The 21,812-nt window shown below is 34.7% G+C and carries 22 protein-coding genes; 15 read left to right on the forward strand and 7 right to left on the reverse strand.

Annotated features, from left to right (window positions below; genetic code table 11):
* Positions 1 to 225: 225 nt before the first annotated feature.
* Entirely contained in the window at positions 226 to 906 is a 681-nt protein-coding gene (locus tag BW732_RS04175) for a metal ABC transporter ATP-binding protein (RefSeq protein WP_077275602.1), read from the forward strand.
* A complete protein-coding gene (locus BW732_RS04180; protein ID WP_077275603.1) occupies positions 879 to 1,703 on the forward strand; it encodes a metal ABC transporter permease in 825 nt (274 codons plus the stop codon). Before BW732_RS04175 ends, BW732_RS04180 begins: the two co-directional genes overlap by 28 nt.
* 59 nt (positions 1,704 to 1,762) lie before the next feature.
* Here the strand turns inward: BW732_RS04180 and thiT are convergent, their stop codons facing one another.
* Positions 1,763 to 2,317 carry an energy-coupled thiamine transporter ThiT gene (thiT, locus tag BW732_RS04185; RefSeq protein ID WP_077275604.1) on the reverse strand — a complete coding sequence of 185 codons (555 nt, stop codon included), beginning with the start codon at positions 2,315 to 2,317 and terminating at the stop codon, positions 1,763 to 1,765.
* A gap of 479 nt (positions 2,318 to 2,796) precedes the next feature.
* On the opposite strand from thiT, the gene purR reads away from it, so the two are divergent.
* From purR to BW732_RS04205, 4 genes are all read left to right on the forward strand, one after another.
* The gene (purR, locus tag BW732_RS04190) at positions 2,797 to 3,624 is read left to right on the forward strand and encodes a pur operon repressor (protein WP_077275605.1); all 828 of its coding nucleotides are present in this window, start codon (positions 2,797 to 2,799) and stop codon (positions 3,622 to 3,624) included.
* Positions 3,625 to 3,642: 18 nt separating this feature from the next.
* Positions 3,643 to 5,016, forward strand: a complete 1,374-nt coding sequence (gene glmU / locus BW732_RS04195; RefSeq protein ID WP_077275606.1) for a bifunctional UDP-N-acetylglucosamine diphosphorylase/glucosamine-1-phosphate N-acetyltransferase GlmU — start codon at positions 3,643 to 3,645, stop codon at positions 5,014 to 5,016.
* Between the two features lie 91 nt (positions 5,017 to 5,107).
* A complete protein-coding gene (locus BW732_RS04200; RefSeq protein ID WP_077275607.1) occupies positions 5,108 to 6,076 on the forward strand; it encodes a ribose-phosphate diphosphokinase in 969 nt (322 codons plus the stop codon).
* A 275-nt stretch (positions 6,077 to 6,351) separates the two neighbouring features.
* Entirely contained in the window at positions 6,352 to 7,743 is a 1,392-nt protein-coding gene (locus BW732_RS04205; RefSeq protein WP_077275608.1) for an L-cystine transporter, read from the forward strand.
* Positions 7,744 to 7,794: 51 nt separating this feature from the next.
* Here BW732_RS04205 and mscL read toward each other — a convergent pair whose 3' ends face one another.
* The gene (gene mscL / locus BW732_RS04210; protein ID WP_077275609.1) at positions 7,795 to 8,280 is read right to left on the reverse strand and encodes a large conductance mechanosensitive channel protein MscL; all 486 of its coding nucleotides are present in this window, start codon (positions 8,278 to 8,280) and stop codon (positions 7,795 to 7,797) included.
* Between the two features lie 276 nt (positions 8,281 to 8,556).
* Here mscL and yfmF point away from each other — a divergent pair, with 276 nt between their 5' ends.
* The 5 genes from yfmF (at position 8,557) to BW732_RS04235 (ending at position 13,337) form a co-directional block, all read left to right on the forward strand.
* Positions 8,557 to 9,825 carry an EF-P 5-aminopentanol modification-associated protein YfmF gene (gene yfmF / locus BW732_RS04215; RefSeq protein ID WP_077276859.1) on the forward strand — a complete coding sequence of 423 codons (1,269 nt, stop codon included), beginning with the start codon at positions 8,557 to 8,559 and terminating at the stop codon, positions 9,823 to 9,825.
* On the forward strand, positions 9,825 to 11,120 hold the full coding sequence (yfmH, locus tag BW732_RS04220; protein ID WP_077275610.1) for an EF-P 5-aminopentanol modification-associated protein YfmH: 1,296 nt from the start codon (positions 9,825 to 9,827) through the stop codon (positions 11,118 to 11,120). The genes yfmF and yfmH overlap by 1 nt, the downstream gene beginning before the upstream one ends.
* Positions 11,121 to 11,198: 78 nt before the next feature.
* A complete protein-coding gene (locus BW732_RS04225; protein WP_161485511.1) occupies positions 11,199 to 12,098 on the forward strand; it encodes a helix-turn-helix domain-containing protein in 900 nt (299 codons plus the stop codon).
* A gap of 14 nt (positions 12,099 to 12,112) precedes the next feature.
* Entirely contained in the window at positions 12,113 to 12,691 is a 579-nt protein-coding gene (gene pgsA / locus BW732_RS04230) for a CDP-diacylglycerol--glycerol-3-phosphate 3-phosphatidyltransferase (RefSeq protein ID WP_077275612.1), read from the forward strand.
* A gap of 112 nt (positions 12,692 to 12,803) precedes the next feature.
* A complete protein-coding gene (locus BW732_RS04235) occupies positions 12,804 to 13,337 on the forward strand; it encodes an HdeD family acid-resistance protein (protein ID WP_077275613.1) in 534 nt (177 codons plus the stop codon).
* Positions 13,338 to 13,362: 25 nt separating this feature from the next.
* On the opposite strand, the gene BW732_RS04240 is transcribed toward BW732_RS04235, so the two are convergent.
* The 3 genes from BW732_RS04240 to BW732_RS04250 all read right to left on the reverse strand — a co-directional run bounded on the left by BW732_RS04240 (position 13,363) and on the right by BW732_RS04250 (position 16,032).
* Positions 13,363 to 14,427 carry an AI-2E family transporter gene (locus tag BW732_RS04240; RefSeq protein ID WP_077275614.1) on the reverse strand — a complete coding sequence of 355 codons (1,065 nt, stop codon included), beginning with the start codon at positions 14,425 to 14,427 and terminating at the stop codon, positions 13,363 to 13,365.
* A 32-nt stretch (positions 14,428 to 14,459) separates the two neighbouring features.
* A complete protein-coding gene (locus BW732_RS04245) occupies positions 14,460 to 14,828 on the reverse strand; it encodes a hypothetical protein (protein ID WP_126844003.1) in 369 nt (122 codons plus the stop codon).
* A 223-nt stretch (positions 14,829 to 15,051) separates the two neighbouring features.
* On the reverse strand, positions 15,052 to 16,032 hold the full coding sequence (locus BW732_RS04250) for a polyprenyl synthetase family protein (RefSeq protein ID WP_077275616.1): 981 nt from the start codon (positions 16,030 to 16,032) through the stop codon (positions 15,052 to 15,054).
* A gap of 109 nt (positions 16,033 to 16,141) precedes the next feature.
* Between BW732_RS04250 and BW732_RS04255 the strand changes: the two genes are divergently transcribed.
* Entirely contained in the window at positions 16,142 to 17,053 is a 912-nt protein-coding gene (locus tag BW732_RS04255) for a prenyltransferase (protein ID WP_077275617.1), read from the forward strand.
* A gap of 70 nt (positions 17,054 to 17,123) precedes the next feature.
* Here the strand turns inward: BW732_RS04255 and BW732_RS04260 are convergent, their stop codons facing one another.
* Positions 17,124 to 17,552 (reverse strand): NusG domain II-containing protein, encoded by a 429-nt coding sequence (locus tag BW732_RS04260; RefSeq protein WP_077275618.1) that lies wholly within the window; start codon positions 17,550 to 17,552, stop codon positions 17,124 to 17,126.
* Positions 17,553 to 17,727: 175 nt separating this feature from the next.
* Here BW732_RS04260 and trhO point away from each other — a divergent pair, with 175 nt between their 5' ends.
* Together trhO and BW732_RS04270 are read left to right on the forward strand one after the other, a co-directional pair.
* Positions 17,728 to 18,708 (forward strand): oxygen-dependent tRNA uridine(34) hydroxylase TrhO, encoded by a 981-nt coding sequence (gene trhO, locus BW732_RS04265; protein WP_179946110.1) that lies wholly within the window; start codon positions 17,728 to 17,730, stop codon positions 18,706 to 18,708.
* A gap of 99 nt (positions 18,709 to 18,807) precedes the next feature.
* On the forward strand, positions 18,808 to 20,136 hold the full coding sequence (locus BW732_RS04270; RefSeq protein ID WP_077275620.1) for a cation:proton antiporter: 1,329 nt from the start codon (positions 18,808 to 18,810) through the stop codon (positions 20,134 to 20,136).
* On the opposite strand, the gene BW732_RS11725 is transcribed toward BW732_RS04270, so the two are convergent.
* A complete protein-coding gene (locus BW732_RS11725) occupies positions 20,017 to 21,105 on the reverse strand; it encodes a 3D domain-containing protein (protein ID WP_269466362.1) in 1,089 nt (362 codons plus the stop codon). The two genes, BW732_RS04270 and BW732_RS11725, sit on opposite strands and share 120 nt — an antisense overlap.
* 156 nt (positions 21,106 to 21,261) lie before the next feature.
* On the opposite strand from BW732_RS11725, the gene BW732_RS04280 reads away from it, so the two are divergent.
* Entirely contained in the window at positions 21,262 to 21,765 is a 504-nt protein-coding gene (locus BW732_RS04280) for a nucleoside 2-deoxyribosyltransferase (protein ID WP_077275621.1), read from the forward strand.
* The last annotated feature ends 47 nt before the right edge of the window (positions 21,766 to 21,812 follow it).

Genomic DNA, 21,812 nt, shown 5'->3' on the forward strand with positions numbered 1-21,812 from the left:
AAACTAACAATTAATACAACAAAAAAATTTTAAACCACTAAAAATGACTCGATGACTTATTTTGTCTACTTAGTACTACATCAATATCTGAAATACAATCATACAATCACATAACAGTTTTTTACCTATTTATCAGCAAAACACTTGTCTTTATAACAATTTTATGCTATTCTTTCTTTTGTTTAAATAGTAATTTTTACGGTTTAATACCGGAAAGGAGTCTTTATGCGGTATATTGATGTTAAAGATTTGACCTTTTACTACGGCGAAGAGCCCGTATTAGAAAATATTTCTTATCATGTGGATGACGGAGAATTCGTCATTTTAACTGGAGAAAACGGGGCAGCAAAATCAACATTAATCAGAAATACATTAGGTTTATTAACTCCAACACGTGGGACAGTCACAATCTCCCCTGTTAATAAAGATGGGGATAAATTAAGTATTGGCTACATCCCACAACAAGTTGCGTCATTCAATGCTGGTTTTCCAAGTACAGTCATTGAATTAGTTCAGTCTGGACGGTATCAACGTGGTAAATGGTTTAAACGCTTATCAACAATTGACCATCAACATGTAGAAAAAGCGCTTAAGTCTGTTGGTATGTGGGATATGCGTCAAAAAAGAATTGGGGAATTATCGGGTGGACAAAAACAACGTATCTGTTTAGCTAGGATTTTCGCAACTGATCCAGATTTATTTATCTTAGATGAGCCCACAACTGGAATGGACGAATCTTCGCGCCGTGATTTTTATGAGTTACTACGCCATAGTGCGCATGAACATGGTAAAGCTATTTTAATGATTACTCATGATCATGAAGATATCAAAGAATATGTAGACCGTCATATCCACTTAGTACGAAAGGAGGATTCTGAATGGAGATGTTTTCATATGCCTTCATGACCCGTGCTCTAATTGCATCCTGCTTTATCGCAATTATCGCTCCAATGCTAGGCTTATTTTTAGTTTTACGTCGCCAATCTTTATTAGCTGACACATTGTCTCACGTTTCGTTAGCGGGTATTGCTCTGGGCTTTTTTATTAATGTTAACCCAACAATCACAACACTGATTGTCGTGATTGTCGCGTCTCTTGCACTAGAATATATTCGAAGTCTTTATAAATCTTATTCTGAAGTCTCGACAGCTATTTTAATGTCAGGTGGACTAGCTATTGCACTAGTTTTAATGAATTTAAATAAAGGTAAAAATGCCATGAATATCCAGCAATATTTATTTGGTTCAATTATCACCATTAACTGGAATCAAGTAATTATTCTCGGTGTTTTAACTGTCTTAATTTTAATCCTTTTCTTATTTCTACGTCGTCCAATGTATGTACTAACGTTTGATGAAGAAACGGCACATGTCGATGGATTACCAACATATTGGTTGTCGATGATGTTTAACGTCTTAACTGGTGTAGCCATTACTGTCATGATTCCAATTGCTGGAGCCTTATTAATTTCGGCTATTATGATTTTGCCAGCGACCATTTCAATGAAGCTTGGCCGTACCTTCACTTTGGTCATGTTCATTAGTATTATCGTTGGTTTTATTGGTATGTTATCGGGACTAATTGCTTCTTATCAATTAGATACACCCCCTGGCGCGACGATTACCTTAATCTTCATTGCCTTATTTATCTTAGTTAATTTAATCACTGCTCTCAAAAAGACACAACGAAAGAGACAGTCATAACGTCAACCATAAGAAAAACGAGTTCACTTAACTATGAACTCGTTTTTCTTATGGTTTTATTATTGTTTAGGAATAAATAATTCTGGACGTTGATTCAGTAATAAGATAACTGCTATAAGCGTTACGACTGCTGTCATAATCGCGTTAGTCCCATTTATCGCTAATGAATACACAACTGGTGATAATCCCCAAAGAGCGTAATCTCCCCAGAAAATATAACCTGCCATAAAATGAAAAATATAGCGAGCCAAGATTCCTACTATAGTTCCAAAACAAGCGTACCAATAAACTTGCTTAGATTTTAGCTTCAATGTTAATTGTATTTTACTGCTCACAATCCCAGCAAAGCCAATGGCTGTATATGCGAAGACATACTCAATTAAGACCTGAGGAACTGTTAAAAAGGTCACTTTACCTAATAAAAAGTGTAGTAAGCCCCATAATAAACCTGCATATAATGTTGGGATTGTCCCCCGACGAAATGCATAAACAGTCACAGGAATCATTCCCAGTGAAATAGAAAAGCCAGGACCAAACTTAACTGGAACAAACGATAAAACCATTGCCAAAGCCGCTACAATTGCGCCTTCTAACCATACTCTTGACTTTAACATAAAAAGCCCTCCTTATAATTGCTTGTCACATAACCAATCAAAAAGAGAACGTTTAACATTCGGCTGTATCACTCACAATTCCTCCGCTTGTACTAACAATATCAGGTTCTAGGGTTTAGAGTACTCTCTCAATCTCAGCTAATGCTCCCCTTTGTGATGGTCGTTGATGCTATTTTATTCGGATTAACTATCTCATCAATTAATCTTCTTGTCAATACTGTTGTTATTTTATTTAATAATTAGTTATCTAATTCTCATGTAATTACTGTCACACTATTTTTTTAATGAAACAAATAAACAAAGTTGTTTATCACTTAATGATTTTTACGTCTAGCTACTAGATTTTAGTCAACAAAAAAATCCACATGAATTACCTTTTATCAAATACGAATATTCGTGTTTCATTAAAAAGTGTTTTGCTTTTTTGACAAAACCACTTATAATATAAAGTAAATGAAAATAGACAAGGAGCAATGCATATGAAAATAAAAAGAAGTGAACGCTTAATTGACATGACTCACTACATTTTAAATCACCCACACACACTGACGCCATTACCTTATTTTGTAAAGAAATATCATTCAGCAAAATCATCCATTAGTGAGGATTTGACTATTTTAAAGAAAAGTTTCCATGAACAAGGTTTAGGAACAATCGAAACTGTTGCAGGAGCAGCTGGTGGTGTTATCTATACACCAAATATTCCATTTGAAAAAGCCAAAGAGATTATTTTAAGTTTATGCGAACGTCTATCTGAGCAAGACCGCTTGCTACCTGGTGGATACGTTTATCTATCTGATTTATTAGGTGAACCACAACTACTAAAATCAGTTGGACAAATTATTGCCTCACAATATGTTGGCAAAGAAATTGATGCTGTTATGACTGTTGCCACAAAAGGTGTCCCGATTGCTCAAGCAGTTTCCTACTATTTAAATGTTCCTTTTGTTATTGTACGTCGTGATTCAAAAATTACTGAAGGCTCAACTGTCAGCGTTAATTATGTTTCCGGCTCATCGGAACGAATCGAAAAAATGGAATTATCTAAACGAAGCTTAAAGCGTGGTGCCCGTGTCTTAGTCGTTGATGATTTTATGAAAGGCGGCGGTACTGTAAATGGTATGAAAGCCTTAATTGAAGAATTTGAAGCTGAACTAGTTGGTATTACAGTGTTTGCTGAATCAACATTTAGTGGCCGTCGAGTAATTGATGACTATACGTCATTATTATGTGTCAAAGATGTCGACACACGTACTAAGACAATTAATGTTGTCCCTGGAAATTATTTCCAAAATCAAGAAAACTAATCTCAAGGAGTGTTTTAAGTGAAAAATCGTTATGCCATTATTTTAGCCGCTGGTCAAGGATCTCGAATGAAATCCTCTTTATACAAAGTTTTACATCCAGTTGCTGGTAAACCCATGGTCGAACACGTTATGGACCAAATTGAAACGTTAGATGTCACAGAAATTGTTACTGTAGTTGGCTTCGGTGCTGAAAAAGTTAAAGAAACATTAGGAGCCCGGTCACACTATGCGTTGCAAACTGAACAATTAGGGACTGGTCACGCTGTTTTAGCTACAGCCGACTTACTACGTAATAAACCCGGCACAACTTTAGTCATTTGTGGTGATACGCCGCTTTTAACAAGTGAAACACTTGATTCTCTATTTACTCATCATGAAAAAAATCAGGCCAAAGCAACTATTTTATCAGCAATTGCGAAAGATCCGACGGGCTATGGTCGAGTAATTAGAAACACGGATAATCTGGTAGAAAGAATTGTTGAACAAAAAGATGCCACACCTGAAGAACTAGCTGTCCATGAATTCAATACAGGAACTTATTGCTTCGATAATGACTTGCTATTTAAAGCACTAGACCAAGTTGGAAATGACAATGCTCAAGGTGAATATTATCTACCTGATGTCATTAGTATTTTGAAAAAGCAAGGTGAAGTAGTAACAGCTTATGTAATGGATTCTGAGGAAGAATCCATGGGTGTAAATGACCGGATTGCCTTAGCAACAGCTAACCAACTAATGTACCAACGAATTAACAAACGTCATATGCAAAATGGTGTATCATTCATGAATCCTGATAATACTTATATCGAATCTGATGTCATTATTGGTCGAGATACTGTGATTGAAGCTGGCGTCATTTTGAGAGGCCAAACCACAATTGGTGAAAACTGCCAGATTGGTGCACAAAGCGATATTCGTGATAGCACACTCGGTAATAATATCACTATTAAGTCATCAAACATTGAAGAAACCGTCATAAGAGACGGTGCTGATGTTGGGCCATATGCTCACTTAAGACCAAATGCGATTCTTGAAGCTGGAGCACATGTTGGGAACTTTGTTGAAATCAAAAACGCCACAATTGGTGAGGAATCAAAAGTCGGTCACTTAACTTATGTCGGAGATGCGACACTGGGTAAAAAAATAAATGTGGGTTGTGGAACTGTTTTTGCTAATTATGATGGAAAAAATAAATTCCATACGACAATTGGTGATCATAGCTTTATTGGTAGCAATACCACTTTAGTCGCACCTGTCATTCTTGGTAATCATAGCGCGACTGCAGCTGGCTCGACCATTAACAAAAATGTGCCTGATTTTGCATTGGCCATTGCTCGTTCACGCCAAACAACCATGGAAGATTATGCTAAAAAACTACCTTATAATCAATAAAAAGCTTGAAACCCCTTGATTTATTGCTAAAAAATGACTAATATTTATAAGGAAGCAAAATATCTGACAAAAAAAGAAAGCGGAGGTTCTCATGCCTAATCATTACTTTGACCCAAGACTTAAAATTTTTTCATTAAACTCCAATAAGCCCTTAGCGCAAAAAATTGCTGATGCTGTTGGTGTAGAACTAGGCAAATCTGAAGTACGACAATTCAGTGATGGTGAAATTCAAATCAATATCGAACAAAGTATCCGTGGTGGTCACGTTTACTTAATTCAATCGACTAGTAACCCTGTCAATGATCATTTAATGGAATTATTGATTATGATTGATGCACTAAAACGTGCAAGTGCCCAAACTATCAATGTGGTTATCCCTTATTACGGATACGCACGTCAAGATCGTAAAGCACGCTCTCGCGAGCCAATCACAGCTAAGTTAGTTGCTAATATGTTAGAGTCTGCTGGTGCTACTCGTGTCTTGACATTAGACTTGCACGCAGCTCAAATTCAAGGTTTCTTTGATATTCCTGTTGACCACTTAATGGCAGCACCTTTATTGGCTGAGTACTTTATTAAACATGGGTATGAAGGCGATGATGTCGTTGTTGTATCACCTGATCATGGTGGTGTCACACGTGCACGTAAATTAGCTGAAAACTTGAAATCACCAATCGCGATTATTGACAAACGTCGTCCAAAAGCCAATGTGGCTGAAGTGATGAATATTATTGGTGAAGTTAAAGGGAAAAAATGTGTCTTAATTGATGATATGATTGATACTGCTGGAACGATCACGTTAGCAGCAGAAGCATTAAGAGAACAAGGGGCAACCGAAGTTATCGCAAGTTGTACTCACCCTGTCCTATCTGGACCTGCGATTGAACGCATTAATAATTCATCAATTGAAAAATTAATTATTACTGACTCAATTTTATTACCTGAAGATAAACAGTCTGATAAAATTGAAACAGTGAGTGTTGGTGAGTTAATTGGTGATGCTATCAAACGCATTCATGAAAACAAACCTGTGAGTCCATTATTTGAATCACGTAAATAATAACTTATCTGCTTTTAAGAGGTACAAATCGAGTAATACTACGATTTGTACCTCTTTTATTATTTTTTCATATATTTTTCACATTAATTTCACTATTATAAGCAACCTAGTTGTTTTTTTTCATAATTACAGTACACTACTAACAATTGCTAACAAATGATAAGTTCTTTTGTTAGGTTGGACAATTCGGAAAAAATAGTTCAACTGAGACCTTTACTCTTACAATTAACAATTACCATTTGTCATTTTTAGGTAAACTTTAAAGGAGGATTAAAATGACTCATTTATTACCGACCGTTTCGGTCATTATTGTTTTTCTCGCTATCATGGCGGTATTATACCGCATGAAAGCAAAACACGTGAAGTTTTCTAAACGTGTCTTTATTGCACTAGGCATTGGTCTAGTATTTGGTATTGTCTTACAATTTATTTTTGGAAATGGAAACCCCGTCATCACTAATTCAATTGATTGGATTAGCATTGTGGGTAACGGATATGTCGCATTCTTACAAATGCTTATCATGCCACTGATTTTCATCTCAATTGTTGGGGCCTTTACAAAATTAACGAGTAACAAAAATCTGGGTAAAATTAGTTTCAGTGTTTTAGGTACCTTAATTGGAACCACAGCTATTGCTGCACTGATTGGAATTTTAGTAGTTTTCTTATTCAATTTAGATGGGGCAACTTTTACCAAAGGTGCTGCGGAGACGGCTCGAATTGCTGAACTAACTCAACGCCAAGATATGGTCAAAGATTTAACGATTCCACAACAAATTGTCTCGTTTATTCCTAGAAATATTTTTGCCGACTTAGCGGGGTCACGTGAAACAAGTACTATCGCTGTGGTAATCTTTTCAGCCTTAGTTGGTATTGCCTACTTAGGTATGAAGAAAAAAGAAACCAAAGAAGCCGAATTCTTTTTAAATCTCATTCAAGCTCTAGATCGTTTAGTTATGCAACTAGTAAAAATTGTCTTACGTCTAACACCATATGGTATCTTAGCGCTAATGACAAAAATGTCTGCAACAAGTGATTTAGCAGCCATTATTGATCTAGGAAAATTTGTCGTCGCATCTTATGTTGCGATAATTACAATGTTTATTATTCATTTACTAATTCTATTAGTGAATCGTGTAAATCCAATTACTTATCTAAAAAAAGCATTCCCGGTCTTGAGTTTTGCTTTTAGCTCACGCTCAAGTGCTGGTGCATTGCCTTTAAATATTGAAACACAACGTAAAGCACTTGGGGTTGACGATGCTACTGCTAACTTTGCTGCTAGCTTTGGTCTATCCATTGGTCAAAACGGATGTGCAGGAATTTATCCTGCTATGTTGGCTGCAATTGTTGCACCGACAGTTGGTATCGATGTTCATAGTATTTCTTATATTATTGTGATTATCGCTGTTGTCAGCATTAGTTCATTTGGTGTTGCCGGTGTTGGTGGTGGTGCAACCTTTGCTTCACTGATTGTACTTGGCTCATTAAATCTACCGGTTGAAATTGTTGGTTTAGTTATTTCAGTTGAACCTTTAATTGATATGGGACGTACTGCTTTAAATGTTAGCGGCAGTATGTTAGCCGGTGTGACAACTAGCCGTCATTTAAAAGAACTAGATGATTCAGTTTTAAACGACCCTAATGCTGTTGTTGATGCACATTAATTTAATAAAACAAAAAAACAACCTTCAAAAATGAGGGTTGTTTTTTTTGTTTTATTTTTTTGTTTGAGAGCTAGAAGTATCTTCCCTATCTCTATTATCTTTAGTTGTTGTTTTAGCTTGTTCTTCTAGCAACGTACGAATATCAGCTAAAATGGCATCGGTTGTCTCAGCTTGTTTTTCCTCTGCTTGTTCTTTTTGTTCTTCTTCTTGTTTTTTCGTTGGTAAACTTGATTCAGCTTTGTTAACAAATTTAACAATTAAAAATAAAACAAACGCGGTAATTAAAAAAGTGACAATTGCTGAAATAACTGTTCCATATTCAAACTTGATACCATTGACTTTGAAAAACATGCCACTTGTTGCATCGTCTAAACTCTTACGACCTGTTATGAGACGGATGACCAATCCAATAAGCGGTGTAATTAATCCATTTACTAAAGCATTAACAATTGAAGTAAAAGCTCCACCAATAATGACCCCAACTGCTAAGTCTAAGACATTTCCACGTGCTATAAACTCTTTAAATTCTTTTAACATCAGATTTCACCTCTCAATCATTTACCATTATACAATAATTTGTCTATAAGTAACAAACATACCTTCTATCTATTGACACGTAACCTGAATGTAATATATGATAATATATTGTAACCATTAGAAATAATTGACATGTTTATTCTAAAATTAATGATAATTTTTGATGATTTAAGGTTTTTTCCTATCTTATACTTTATATTTTTGGTAATCTAGGAAATGAATCTAAGATATCTTTCTAACATCATTAGATAATCAAAGGAGACTCAATTTATGAGCATAACATACGAATTAAGTAATCAAGTAAATTTACATGTATTACCCAATAAAAAACATAAATCAGTACGGATTTTAGTCCGGTTTGCTACACCAGTTAATCCAATAGTAAGTAGCCAGCGCTCACTATTAGCTAGTTTAATGGAAACTAACTCTAAAAACTACCCTAACCAAGTAGAACTAAGTAAGCAATTAGCTAACCTTTACGGTGCTAGTTTTGGAATTGGCGTTAGCCGTAAAGGAAATGAACATTATTTAACTATTGGTATGAATCTAATTAATGATAAGCTTGCACCAAGTGGTTCATCCGTCCTAGAATCAGCTGTTGCTTTCTTAAAAGAAATTATTTTTGAACCAAATATCACTAATGAAGCATTTGATTTAGCGACGTTTAACCGTGAACAAGCAAATCTAATTGAATACATTGAATCGATTTTTGACGATAAACAAACCTATTCGTCTTTACAGTTACAGCGTCTTTTTTTTGCTCATTCGCTAGACCAACAAACACCTAGTTTTGGTGATATTAAATTTATTCAAAATGAAACAGCTCAATCTATGGCAACATATTATCAACAAATGATTGCCAACGATAAAGTTGATATCTTAGTCACCGGTGATGTGTCGGAAGGCTATGTCAAACGTTGTTTTGATTCATTTGGTCTAACTGATCGACCAAATGAATTAGAATCATCTTTACTATACCGACAACCGTTTGTAAATATCATTCAACAACAAACTGAAGTTTTACCCGTTGTACAATCGAAACTTAATTTAGCCTATCACAGTTCCATCTACTATTATGATAATCTTTATTTCCCACTTTTAGTATTTAATGGTCTTTTCGGTGGCTTTCCACATTCAAAATTATTCATGAATGTTCGTGAAAAACACAGCCTAGCATACTACGCTAGTAGCTCAATTGATACATTTAGAGGTTTAGTCACTGTGCAAACAGGGATTGACCGTGGTAATCGCCATCAAGTATTGCGACTCATCAATGATCAACTAAAAGAATTAATTAATGGGAAAGTAACAGCTGAAGAATTAGAACAAACTAAATTAATGCTTGCAAATCATTATCTACTATCTCTTGATAGTCAAAATGCATTGCTAGAACAAGCCTACCTTGGGTTAGCAATTCCTAAAGCCATGATGTCACAAGAAGACTGGCTAAAAAATCTACAAAAAGTAACAATTGAGGATATTCAGACTGTTGCGAAACAAATCAAACTACAAGCTGTTTATTTCATGGAAGGAAGTGAAAAATAATGCAAGAGTTACACTATCCTAATGTTAACGAAACCTTGTATAAAGAGATTCTACCTAATGGACTTGAAGTTACCCTTCTGCCAAAAAATGATTTCCACAAAACTTATGGTATATTCACTACTAACTACGGATCAATTGACAATGATTTTGTTCCATTAGATGAAACAGAATTCACTAAAGTTCCTGATGGTATCGCCCATTTTCTAGAGCATAAATTGTTTGAAAAAGAAGATGAAGACGTCTTTCAAAAATTTGGTCGTCAAGGGGCTTCTGCTAATGCCTTTACTAGCTTTACTAGAACAAGTTATCTTTTCTCAAGTACTGATAACGTTATGCAAAACGTTGAGACCTTGCTTGATTTTGTACAAGATCCCTATTTTACTGAAGAATCAGTTAATAAGGAAAAAGGCATTATTGGCCAAGAAATTCAAATGTACCAAGATGACCCAAATTGGCGACTATATTTCGGTATTTTAAACAATCTTTATCCTAAGCATCCTTTACATATTGATATTGCTGGAACTGAAGAAAGTATCGAAAAAATTACCGCTGATGACCTCTATCTTTGTTACGATACTTTTTATCATCCAAGTAATATGAATCTCTTTATCGTTGGTAAAATGGACGTTAAGGAGATGATGGCCTTTATTAAAGAAAATCAAGCTAGTAAAGTCTTTCCTGAAACAAAAGAGATTAAACGACGTTTTCCATTAGAATCCACAAACGATTTAATCAAAGAAAATCAAATTGAATTATCCGTTAGTCGACCAAAATCAATCGTTGGTTTAAAAGGTTTGGACAATTTACCTGATAATGGTTTTGATCGCTTTAAGTATCAGGTGACAATTCAGTTACTCTTACAATTATTATTTGGGGACACATCACGACATTATCTTGATATGTATAATGACGGCTTGATTGATGATAGCTTTTCTTTTGAATTTTCAATTGATCGCAGTTTCCATTTTGCTGATTTCAGTACTGATACAAATAACCCTGAACAATTTGCTAATCAAATAGTTAATTTACTCCTTAAATCAGCTAATAGTCCAGAATTAACCGAAAGAAACTTGGCATTAGCCAAGAAAAAAATGATTGGTAAACATCTTCAATCTTTAGATTCTTTAGAATACATTGCTAATCAGTTTAGCGCCATGAAATTCGGTGAAACCAGTCTGTTTGATTTAACAAAAGTTATCGAATCAATTAGTCTTGATGATTTACATCATGCACGTGAGCAATTTATTCGTCCTGAAGCTTTAAGTCGTTTTTATATTTATCCTAAAAAACGTTAACAAAGCTTTATTCAATTGATTTTTTGCGCTAATATTATAGTGGTTAGCGATTTTCAACTTAGAAAGAAGGGTAGATTTTTGGATACAATTGGGGAAAAATTAAAAAAAGCCCGCATTGATAAAGGCTTAACCATTGGTGATTTACAACGTATTACTAAAATTCAACGACATTATTTAGAAGCTATTGAGAGTAATGATTTTGATGCTATTCCTAGTGATTACTATCTTCGCACCTTTATCACACAATATGCTGAAGTAGTTGACTTAAATCCCCGGCCGTTATTACGCCGATTTGAAGGAAAGCCATCAATGGATAGTCAACTAACACCAGCCGTTCCTGTTCAAGGATCACGAAGAGTAAAATACGGACATACGGCTAATAAACGACATGTTATGAAGACATATATCCCAATCGTTTTATTAACGATAACGGTGGTTGCAATCGTCGCAACGATTGGTTTTGCTATGTGGCAAGATGCTAAATCTGGACCACTTGTTCCAAAACCTGAAAAAACAACTGTGATGAATCAATCGACACAAACTACGTCAAGCACTTCTAGTCAAGAAACGAAAGAGACATCAAGTCAAACAAAAGAAAAAGAAACAAAAAAACCAGAATTTAAAATAACTGAAGACACTGGTAATGCGATTACCTATGACATTTATAACGTCGAAAAACCTGCTATTACCTTGACTGGCGTTAACGCAACTGTTTGGTTTGGTTTACAAGAAACTGGTGCAGCTGATCTTTATTATCAAAATACTGTTCAAGCTGGTGAAAGTATTCAAGCAGAAATTCCTCAAGGTGTCTCAAGTGTCGATGTAGTAGTTGGTGCACCAAATTATCTAAGTCTGTCAGTGGATGGACATGACTTGAAATTTAATGAGACCCAACCAATTACTAGTAAAAAAGTTATTACGTTAAATTTTATTTCTGACACAGACAAACAAACTGATAGCGAACCTAACGAAGAATAGAGAAGGAGATTCTCATGAACTTACCTAACAAATTAACTGTACTTAGAATTTTAATGATTCCACTTTTTATTATTGTTGCAGTGGCACCACTTAATTGGGGTGTCCTTGATATTAGTGGTACCCCACTATTTATCACACAGCTAGTTGCTGCCATCATATTTGCTATTGCTAGTCTAACTGATTGGTTAGATGGCTATCTTGCTAGAAAGCATCATTTAGTGACTAACTTTGGTAAATTTGCCGATCCTTTAGCCGATAAAATGTTAGTAATGACGGCTTTTATTGTCTTAGTTGGCCAAGGCCGTGTACCTTCTTGGATTGCTGCCATCATTATCTGTCGTGAATTAGCTGTTACTGGCTTACGTTTATTATTAGTTGAAGATGGTGAAGTAATGGCTGCTGCTTGGCCAGGGAAAATTAAAACTGCTACACAAATGTTAGCTATTATTTTCTTATTGCTTAATAATGTTCCCTTTGCTGCAATTAATTTTCCACTAGCACAAATTATGTTATATGTTTGTTTAATCTTCACGATTTATTCTGGTGTCGATTATTTTGCTAAAAACAAACATGTCTTTAAAGGCTCAATGTAAAAAATAAAAAACGATTAAAACTAAGATATACTGTTTTAATCGTTTTTTATTTTTGCACTAATCGGTGTTTTCTTATACAATAACTATAGAATCTAAGAAAGGAGTTTTACTTATGACATCTATTTTTAAATCTATGCAACGTTATGCCTTACTACGCAGTATTGCTTTTATTTTGCTAGGTATTGCAACATTGTTAGAACCTCTACAAGTTTTTAATCTGTTAGTCTATATTATTGCTATCTATAACGCTATCTTAGGTATCTTTAACTTAATTGATGCTCTACGGAACAAAGAAAATCGTTCAGTCTTTCAATTACCATTGGCATTTTTTTATTTAATTTTTGCGTTAATTATTTATCTTTTTGCTGGTTCAATTTTAAGTATTATCACGATTTTCATTGGTATTCTTTTAATGATTGGTGGTGCGACAAAAATCTCACAATCGTTCAATTTAAGACAATATGTTAATCTACCTTGGGTACCCATGCTTATCTATGGCTTATTACTAGTTGTCGCTGGTGGATTAATTATGTTCAATCCTTTTGCCACCAAACTATTGTTATACCAATTCTTTGGCATTATTTTATTAATCACAGGTGTATCAGAGTTAATTGCCTACTTTAAGTTTAGAAATGTTGAAATATAACTAACAAAAAGCCTGAGTGACATAATCACTCAGGCTTATTTTTTTCAGATATCACTTTTTTTATTTTTAATTGTTTTGGTTTAGTCGAATGAACTTCTAACAAATCAAGTAAAAAGACAAAGACTGGTATCCCTATAACCAAACCCCAGACACCAAAAAATTTCTCAGAAAACATTAATACAATAAAAACAAAGAAAACTGGTAAATCCGTGCGACTACTCATCAACTTCGGATTAAGTAAATATGATTCTAAAGCATGAATTAACGCAATCATAATTAATACGTAAATGACATCTTGAATTCCACCATTTGTATAAGCAATCAAACTTAGAGGAACACAAGAAATAACTACGCCTGCTACTGGTATCAAACTAAAAATAAAAATCATCAATGCTAAACTTAATAGCTGACTACTTGGAAAATTCATAAAATACAATCCTATTGTGGTTAACACTGTATTAATACAAGCTATGACAAACTGTGCTTCGATTACCACTCCAAAAGTATTAACAAATTTTTTACCTAAGTAAGCAACGTCACGACTAAAACACGCAATTTTACTGTTAAAAAACGATTGACCAAACGCTGTTACCCATTCTTTTTCAATAATAAAGAAAAAACTTAAAATGAGTGACATGACAAGTGTTAATCCCATTGATCCGATATTTGATAACGTATTAAATAAAACTCTTGCCCCAGCAGTTAACTGCTGTTTTACTTCGACAATGCTAATGTTATTTGAAACCCACTCAACAAAAATATTGTCGGTATTCATTCGTTGATAAAATGAAAAAACTTCCTCAATCATCTGAATAGTTTGTGTAAATAACTTCGGCACATAAACTGTTACAGCAAAGTACATAAAAATCACCATAACAGCATAGACAATTATTGTCACTATTTTTTCGGGTAGTTTAGTTAGTCGATGAATTGTCGCTACTAAACGAATTAATAAATACGTCAAAATAAATGTTAATAAAACCAAACTCAGTATCCCTCGAAAGACATACATGACCAAACAAACAATTAGCAAAACTAGTGTCCGCCTAATAGAATCATTTGCCTTTACTCTATTCCATAATTCAATCATTCAACAACCTCGCTTCTTTCTCTTAACTGATACTAATTTTTACCTGTAAAATCAATTCTAAAAGTACAAATAAACATGGTTAATAATGAGCTATAAATCATACTTAACCATAAAATAATACTAAAAACATTTGGGTTAGTAACGTTTCTATGTCTCACAACTAACAGTTGATAGCCAATAGATAATAATAAAAAAATACAAAAATGACCGATACGATTGACTCGCGATTTGCCTAGAAAACTAGCAATAATTAAATTACCTAAATTAAATAAATAAAAAGTAAACTTTTGGAATAAATGATTAGGAACCAAAAGTGAACATAGAAAAATGAGTGTTAGAAAAATAAATGAATATAGAAATTTGAGTTGCATTGACGTTAATTGTGCCCACTTTTTCATCATTGACCTCCTACTTAACTCAAAATAGTTAATAATTCAAACCTTTATTGAACTTTTATCATAAAAAATTCATAGTTCCACGCTATTATGCATATATACCAACAAAACAACCCTAACAAAACAAACTTTTTCATTTTATTTACTCCTCCAAAGTAAATAAAACAACTCCTTTTTAAGCTACTAACGTCTAGTTAGTAGCTTTTTTCTTTAGCCTATACATTTTTAATTAGTTTCTGCGACTTAATAAAGTTTCGGTTATTTGATACAAAGTTTTCTGTTGTGGTGAATCCGGTAATTTTTCAATACCTGATAATGCTCTCGTTGTAAACATTTTAGCGATATCTTCCGCACGAGATATTCCACCATACTCTAAAATCAGAGATTGTGCATAACGTAAGTCGTCATCTGTCAACGCATCTTTTTTATTTAACAAAGGGGCAAACTCATCATGATGCCCTTCCATTGCTAAAATAAGGGGTAATGTATAGTAACCATTTTTCAAATCTTCAAAGACAGGCTTTTGAAAACTTTCTTCCGTTGCTTGATAATCTAAAATATCATCTATGATTTGAAAAGCCATCCCAATATTGTAACCAATACGCTTAGCAAGAAGCTGTTGACGTTTTGATAAACCACCAAAATAAGCTCCTTCAAAACAGGCAAATTCAAATAGTTGTGCTGTCTTCCCTTTAATATGCTGAAAATATTGCTTCATCGTAATTTGCGTATTGTAGCGTAAGTTCATTTGGTCTAATTCACCAACGAGAACACGCCTCATACTATAAGCATTCATTTCAATTGTATGAAAACTCTTAGTCGATGTTGCCAACAAATGAAAATAGACGGTAAATAAAAAATCACCTGTATAAACTGCAATATCTTGTCCAAATGTGGCCTGAATAGACGGCAATGACCGCCGCATGGGCGAATCATCAATAATATCATCATGAATTAATGTTGCCACATGTAATATTTCTAAGGATGCCGCCATACGATGCATTTTTTTTGGTGATTCAATTTTGCCAATTTGAGCAAAAAGTAGAAAATAGGCTGGACGCAATAATTTTCCACCGGCTTCAAAAAAAAGATGAAGGGCCTCAGTGATGGCTTTATTTCTTATTTTTACGGATTTCTCCATAACTTTTTTAGTTTCTAACAAATCTTTTTGAATATCTGGATACAGTTCCCATAATGGATGAATTGCCATGAGTGGCCTCCTAAATAAATAATTCCTACAACTACTAGAAACAACTAACTTTAAAAAATCTTACTATATCAGTATAATAAACAGAGAACGAAAAGTGAAGGAGTTTGTCATGAATTTTAAAGTCTTTGCTGAATTAGTTGAATTAAAAGCTAAAACAGCTAGTATTTTCCCATTTTTATTAGGTTTACTTTATTCTTGGTATCATTATCAACACGTGTCACTAATTAATATGGTGCTTTTTTTTATTTCAATGATTTTATTTAACATGGCAGTCGATATTATGGATAATTATATGGACTACCATAACGCAACCGATGTTCATGATTATAAACATGCAACCAATATCATTGGTCGGGAGCAATTGTCACTAACACTCGTTAAACAACTTATGTGGAGCTTTATAATCATTTCCGCGCTCATCGGCATTTTTCTAGCCTCACAAACAAGTTGGGTTATTCTTTGGTTAGGAATGTTTAGTTATGCAATGGGTATTTTTTATTCTGCTGGTCCTATCCCTTTATCTAGCTTACCTGTTGGGGAAATAACGTCAGGGTTAACTATGGGGATTATCATCCCAATCATTTGTGTTTACTTAAATCTTTATGATATTGTCCCATTTAATGGTCTATTCGTGGTAAATATTGCCATTTTAGCTTTACCAGCAGCGTGTGCTATCTCAAATTTAATGTTGGCAAATAATACGTGCGACTTAGAAGAAGATCGGTTAAATAATCGTCACACCCTTGTCCATTACATTGGACGTCAACGGGCGGTAAAATTATTTAAAGGACTCGTCATTACTTCTTTCTTCTTTGCGACTTTAGGTGTCATTTTACAAATTACGCCGTGGTCTGTTTTACTTATTTGGGTGATTTTCCCGAAAATTTGGAAAAATACTACTCGGTATGCACAGAAACAAATCAAAACGAAAACTTTTCCTCTAGCAATTCAAAATTTAGCACTCATCGTCTTCGCTCAAACGGTTTTGTTTGCCATAGGTGTATTACTTCATCTCAGTTAAATCTTATTACTATTGACCCCTAACCAACAAAGTACACGGACTACTTTGTTGGTTAGGGGTCTTCGTTTCATTAATACGTAATAATCATATCGTCGTCTTCTTCTGAAGGCGTTAATGACTTAATTTCAATTGATAGCTTGTGTGGCAAACAAATACTCATTTGCCCTGGTCGTTCAATCCAACTCGTTCGAACAGCAATTTGATCGGGACTATTATCTTCTTTCACTCTAATTTTTGTTCCGTCTACCTCGATAATATTATACTTTCCCTTAGCAGGGTGATAGGTAACTTCTTGATGTGGTGTCTTTTCAGTTAACTCAAAACGGTCAACTTCTTTTCCGTCAATCGATACAATGGCAATTGTCCCTTTGCTATCATTAACTGGTTGATGATTTAGGGCAAATACAACGTACGGCACAAATGATAAAATGATTAAACTCACAATCACTACGCCATCCATAAACCGCCACTGCTTTTTTAGCTCATGCCAAAGATTCATTCTATCCTCACCACTTTCTAGTCTTACTACTGTACGATAGCGTTTTATCGCGTGAAGGTCAATACTTTTTTATTAATTACTTCTACTATAAATTAACTTTGTGAACTAAGCAAGTAAGTTGCTATTATCACTCGATTTACTCTATAATAGTTTGGTACAAATACTAGGAGGAATCATTGTGTCAAAATACCAAGTCTTATTATATTATATTTATGTTCCAATGGAAGACCCAGAAGCATTCGCTAAAGAACACTTAGCATTTTGTCAGTCATTAAATCTAAAGGGTCGTATTTTAGTAGCAAATGAGGGTATCAACGGGACTTTATCAGGTCTAACAGAAGACACGCAAGCATATATGGATGCCATGCATGCCGATGACCGTTTTAAAGATATTTTCTTTAAAATTGATCCAGCTGATCATCAAGCGTTCAAAAAGATGTTTGTCCGACCACGCCCTGAATTAGTTTCATTAAAATTAGAAGATGATATTAACCCCCTTGAATTGACTGGTGACTATCTCTCACCAAAAGAATTTAAAGAAGCTATCTTAGATGATGATACAATTGTCATCGATGCTCGAAATGACTATGAATACGATTTAGGTCACTTTAGAGGGGCTGTCCGTCCTGATATTCGCAACTTTAGAGAATTACCTCAATGGATTCGGGATAACAAAGAAAAATTCATGGATAAACGTGTCGTTACTTATTGTACTGGTGGTATCCGTTGTGAAAAATTCTCAGGTTGGTTAGTGCGTGAAGGATTTAAAGACGTTGGCCAACTTCATGGTGGGATTGCGACTTATGGCCATGACCCTGAAGTAAAAGGTGAACTATGGGATGGTACGATGTATGTCTTTGATGAGCGTATCAGTGTCCCAATTAATCAAGTTGACCCAGTCATCGTTGGAAAAGATTGGTTTGATGGTACGCCTTGTGAACGTTATGTCAACTGTGGAAATCCTGAATGTAATCGTCAAATACTCTGTTCAGAAGAAAATGAAACACGCTATGTTCGCGGTTGTTCACATGACTGTCGAGTGCATCCTCGTAATCGCTACATTCCAGAAAATGATTTAGCGATTGATGAGTGGCAAGAACGGATTGAAGCATTAGGTGAGGATTTTCCTATTGATATTCTTATGCAACATTCGTAATTTTTCACTGACTTCTCATTGAAAATCAATCATAACAGGCGTATGCTAACAGTATAGATTTACTGTTAGTATACGTCTTTTTATGTTGGAGGAAAGTTTATGGTTAGTCAATTTTTACTGTCGATTGTGTTAATTTTAGTTGGTACAAAACTAGCTAGTCACCTATGTCATAGAATAAATGTACCCTCGGTAATCGGTGAATTACTAGTAGGGATTATTCTTGGACCTGGACTACTAGGACTTATTCAACCAAGTGAATTTATTTCTTTGTTTTCTGAAATCGGTGTAATTCTTTTAATGTTTTTAGCTGGTCTTGAAAGTGATCTTGATAAGCTTAAAAAATATCTGACGCCTTCAGTTGTCGTAGCACTCTTTGGAATTGCTTTTCCGATGATTTTCTTGAGTGGATTAGGCTACTTATACAATATGTCACTCATTCAGGCACTCTTTCTAGGCGTTGTCTTCTCAGCTACCTCGGTTAGTATTTCAGTTCAAGTATTAAAAGAATACAAACGTTTGGATACCTCAGAAGGTTCAATTATTCTTGGAGCTGCTGTGGTTGACGATATCGCTGTGGTATTAATTATTAGTATTTTCACCGCTCTATTAGATGTTGGGGCTGGAGAAAAAATTAGCGGGCTTGGCTTTGTTTGGTCTTTAATCGCACCAAAATTATTATTCTTTGGTGTCCTTTTTTTAACCGCTAAATATTTACTTAATCCTTTGCTAGCATTTGCGAAAAAAATTATTGCCTTAGAGGCTGAAGCTGCCATGGCATTAATTTTATGCTTTACCTTTGCAGTTTTTGCTGAAGAAACAGGACTCAGTGCAGTCATAGGTTCTTTCTTCATTGGTCTTTTATTATCACGTACCAGTTCTAAAAAAGCGATTGAACACCCAATGTCAATTATCGGCTATGCCTTTTTTATTCCCGTCTTTTTTGTTTCTATTGGCTTAAATATTGATTTAAGTTCTTTTGCTGATTACACTCTAATGATTATTTTGATGACTCTTTTAGCAACTGCTACTAAATTAATTGGTGGCTTTTTAGGTAGCTATGTGTTTAAACTATCCACACATCAATCACTAGTTGTTGGAGCTGGTATGGTTTCCCGTGGTGAAATGGCACTCATCATTATTAATATGGGACACGGCCTTCATTTAGTGAATCAAGGCCAATATTCAGCCATTATTGTCGCGATTATTTTGACCACACTGGTATCACCATTCTTAATTAAATATGCCATTGACCGTGAAACAATCGCACAAAAAAAGAATCCCGTTAAGGATTCTTTTTTATTTTTATTTTTATTTAATTGTGACAGATACTTGACGCCGTCCCCATTGATAGCATTGTTCAACAGTTGGAAAATGAACATCAATAATATTACCTTTAATCGCTCCACCAGTATCGGCAGCAATAGCTAAACCATAGCCAGATACCTCAACAATTGAACCTAATGGAATAACACTTGGATCAACCGCAATTGCATTAGGATTTTCACGTAAATCAAGACCTGTTGCTGTAAATGGTGTTAATCCAGCTTCAGAATATGAATAAGCCGTTGACTCCATCATCATCGTACGCCCCCCACCTGAGGTTGAAGTCGTCATTTCTGGTTGTTTGGGCTCTTGACTTGTTTGACTATTAGATTCTGCTTGTTTGTCTGCATTTGTTGTAGCAGCAACCACTTTATTCGCTTCAGCTTCTTTTGCAGCTTGATGTTGTTTCTTAGCTTTTTCTTTATCAGCTTGAGCTTTTTTCTCCATAGCTTCTTTCACAATACGGTCTTTAGATAAAGTCTCTAATAAGCCCTGATTATCAGCTAGTTCTTTTTTTAGTGTCGCTACATCTTTATCTAACTCTTGCTTCTCTTGTGCTAAAGACTCTTCTTGCGTAACTAATGATTGTTGATTAGTAGCCAAATCAGCTTGTAATTTTTCTAACTTTTCTTTATCAGACGCTAATGTTTCAACTTTCATTCGTTCAGCATCTTGAATCACAGTAACAGCATGCAAGCGACTAACGAAGTCTGAAAAACTATCCGCATTCATTAATGTGTCAAATAGATTAAATGACGATTCATTGATTTGGATATTTTTCATTCGGCTACCCATGGCGTCCGTCCGTTTTTTTATGCTATTTTCAGTTGTCTTAATACTTGCTTGTGTTTCTTTAATTTTATTTTGTGTTTCTTTAACATCTGTCTGCAATGATTCAATTTCACGATACTTTTCATTTGCTTGTTGAAGAGTTTTGTCAATTTTCCCACTAATTTGGGCACTTTCCTTTTTCGCTTCAATTTCTTTTGCCGATTCTGCGGCAAAAACTTGAAGTGGAAAAATCGTTACCATAAGTGCAGATATTACTGATACCAACAGCCTTTTACTTTTCACTAGTGACAACACCTTTCATTCATCTGTTTTTTTTCATCTATCTTATTATACAAAACTACCTCTCTTTCTTTGTAACAAACTCTTTACAAATTGTTACAGTTTAAGATAAGCTATAAATATATGTAATAGTAAGACTAATAAAAAGGAGTCACTCATATGACACAATCAATTTATTTTGCCAGCCCACTTTTTTCAAGTATGGAACGAAATTATAATGCTTCTTTAGTTAAAGAATTAAGAACTGCCTATCCGGTTTTAGATATCTACCTACCTCAAGAACAACTCGCAATCAATGATAAAGCAAGTTATGCTGATTCAAAAATGATTGCAACTTATGATACAGAGGCATTACTTGCCAGCAAGTTGATGATTGCTGTCTTAGATGGTCCAACAATTGATGTTGGTGTAGCCTCAGAAATTGGTGTCGCTTATCAAGCGAGTATCCCAATTATTGGATTATTTACAGATTCTCGTCAGCAAGGAGCAGATAATCACGACAAACTACAAGCATTATCCGAAATTGGAGAATCTCAATTTCCATATGCTAACCTTTATACAATTGGCTTAATTAAACTAAACGGGACGGTTGTCGCTGATGAAACAGCCTTAATTGAGGCTATTCCGAATTATCTACCCGAAATTAACGAACACTTTTGTTAGTCAAATGCTAAAAACATTGTTGCTCTGTCACTTTGTTTTTAGCATTT

It is taken from the genome of Vagococcus penaei (assembly GCF_001998885.1).
GTDB classification, from domain to species: domain Bacteria; phylum Bacillota; class Bacilli; order Lactobacillales; family Vagococcaceae; genus Vagococcus; species Vagococcus penaei.

Bases quoted from the DNA above. Each gene is read 5' to 3' on its own strand.
- BW732_RS04175 (WP_077275602.1), top strand. From the start codon at position 226: ATGCGGTATATTGATGTTAAAGATTTGACCTTTTACTACGGCGAAGAG.
- BW732_RS04180 (WP_077275603.1), top strand. From the start codon at position 879: ATGGAGATGTTTTCATATGCCTTCATGACCCGTGCTCTAATTGCATCC.
- thiT (WP_077275604.1), bottom strand. From the start codon at position 2,317: ATGTTAAAGTCAAGAGTATGGTTAGAAGGCGCAATTGTAGCGGCTTTG.
- purR (WP_077275605.1), top strand. From the start codon at position 2,797: ATGAAAATAAAAAGAAGTGAACGCTTAATTGACATGACTCACTACATT.
- BW732_RS04200 (WP_077275607.1), top strand. From the start codon at position 5,108: ATGCCTAATCATTACTTTGACCCAAGACTTAAAATTTTTTCATTAAAC.
- BW732_RS04205 (WP_077275608.1), top strand. From the start codon at position 6,352: ATGACTCATTTATTACCGACCGTTTCGGTCATTATTGTTTTTCTCGCT.
- mscL (WP_077275609.1), bottom strand. From the start codon at position 8,280: ATGTTAAAAGAATTTAAAGAGTTTATAGCACGTGGAAATGTCTTAGAC.
- yfmH (WP_077275610.1), top strand. From the start codon at position 9,825: ATGCAAGAGTTACACTATCCTAATGTTAACGAAACCTTGTATAAAGAG.
- pgsA (WP_077275612.1), top strand. From the start codon at position 12,113: ATGAACTTACCTAACAAATTAACTGTACTTAGAATTTTAATGATTCCA.
- BW732_RS04235 (WP_077275613.1), top strand. From the start codon at position 12,804: ATGACATCTATTTTTAAATCTATGCAACGTTATGCCTTACTACGCAGT.
- BW732_RS04240 (WP_077275614.1), bottom strand. From the start codon at position 14,427: ATGATTGAATTATGGAATAGAGTAAAGGCAAATGATTCTATTAGGCGG.
- BW732_RS04245 (WP_126844003.1), bottom strand. From the start codon at position 14,828: ATGATGAAAAAGTGGGCACAATTAACGTCAATGCAACTCAAATTTCTA.
- BW732_RS04250 (WP_077275616.1), bottom strand. From the start codon at position 16,032: ATGGCAATTCATCCATTATGGGAACTGTATCCAGATATTCAAAAAGAT.
- BW732_RS04255 (WP_077275617.1), top strand. From the start codon at position 16,142: ATGAATTTTAAAGTCTTTGCTGAATTAGTTGAATTAAAAGCTAAAACA.
- BW732_RS04260 (WP_077275618.1), bottom strand. From the start codon at position 17,552: ATGAATCTTTGGCATGAGCTAAAAAAGCAGTGGCGGTTTATGGATGGC.
- BW732_RS04270 (WP_077275620.1), top strand. From the start codon at position 18,808: ATGGTTAGTCAATTTTTACTGTCGATTGTGTTAATTTTAGTTGGTACA.
- BW732_RS04280 (WP_077275621.1), top strand. From the start codon at position 21,262: ATGACACAATCAATTTATTTTGCCAGCCCACTTTTTTCAAGTATGGAA.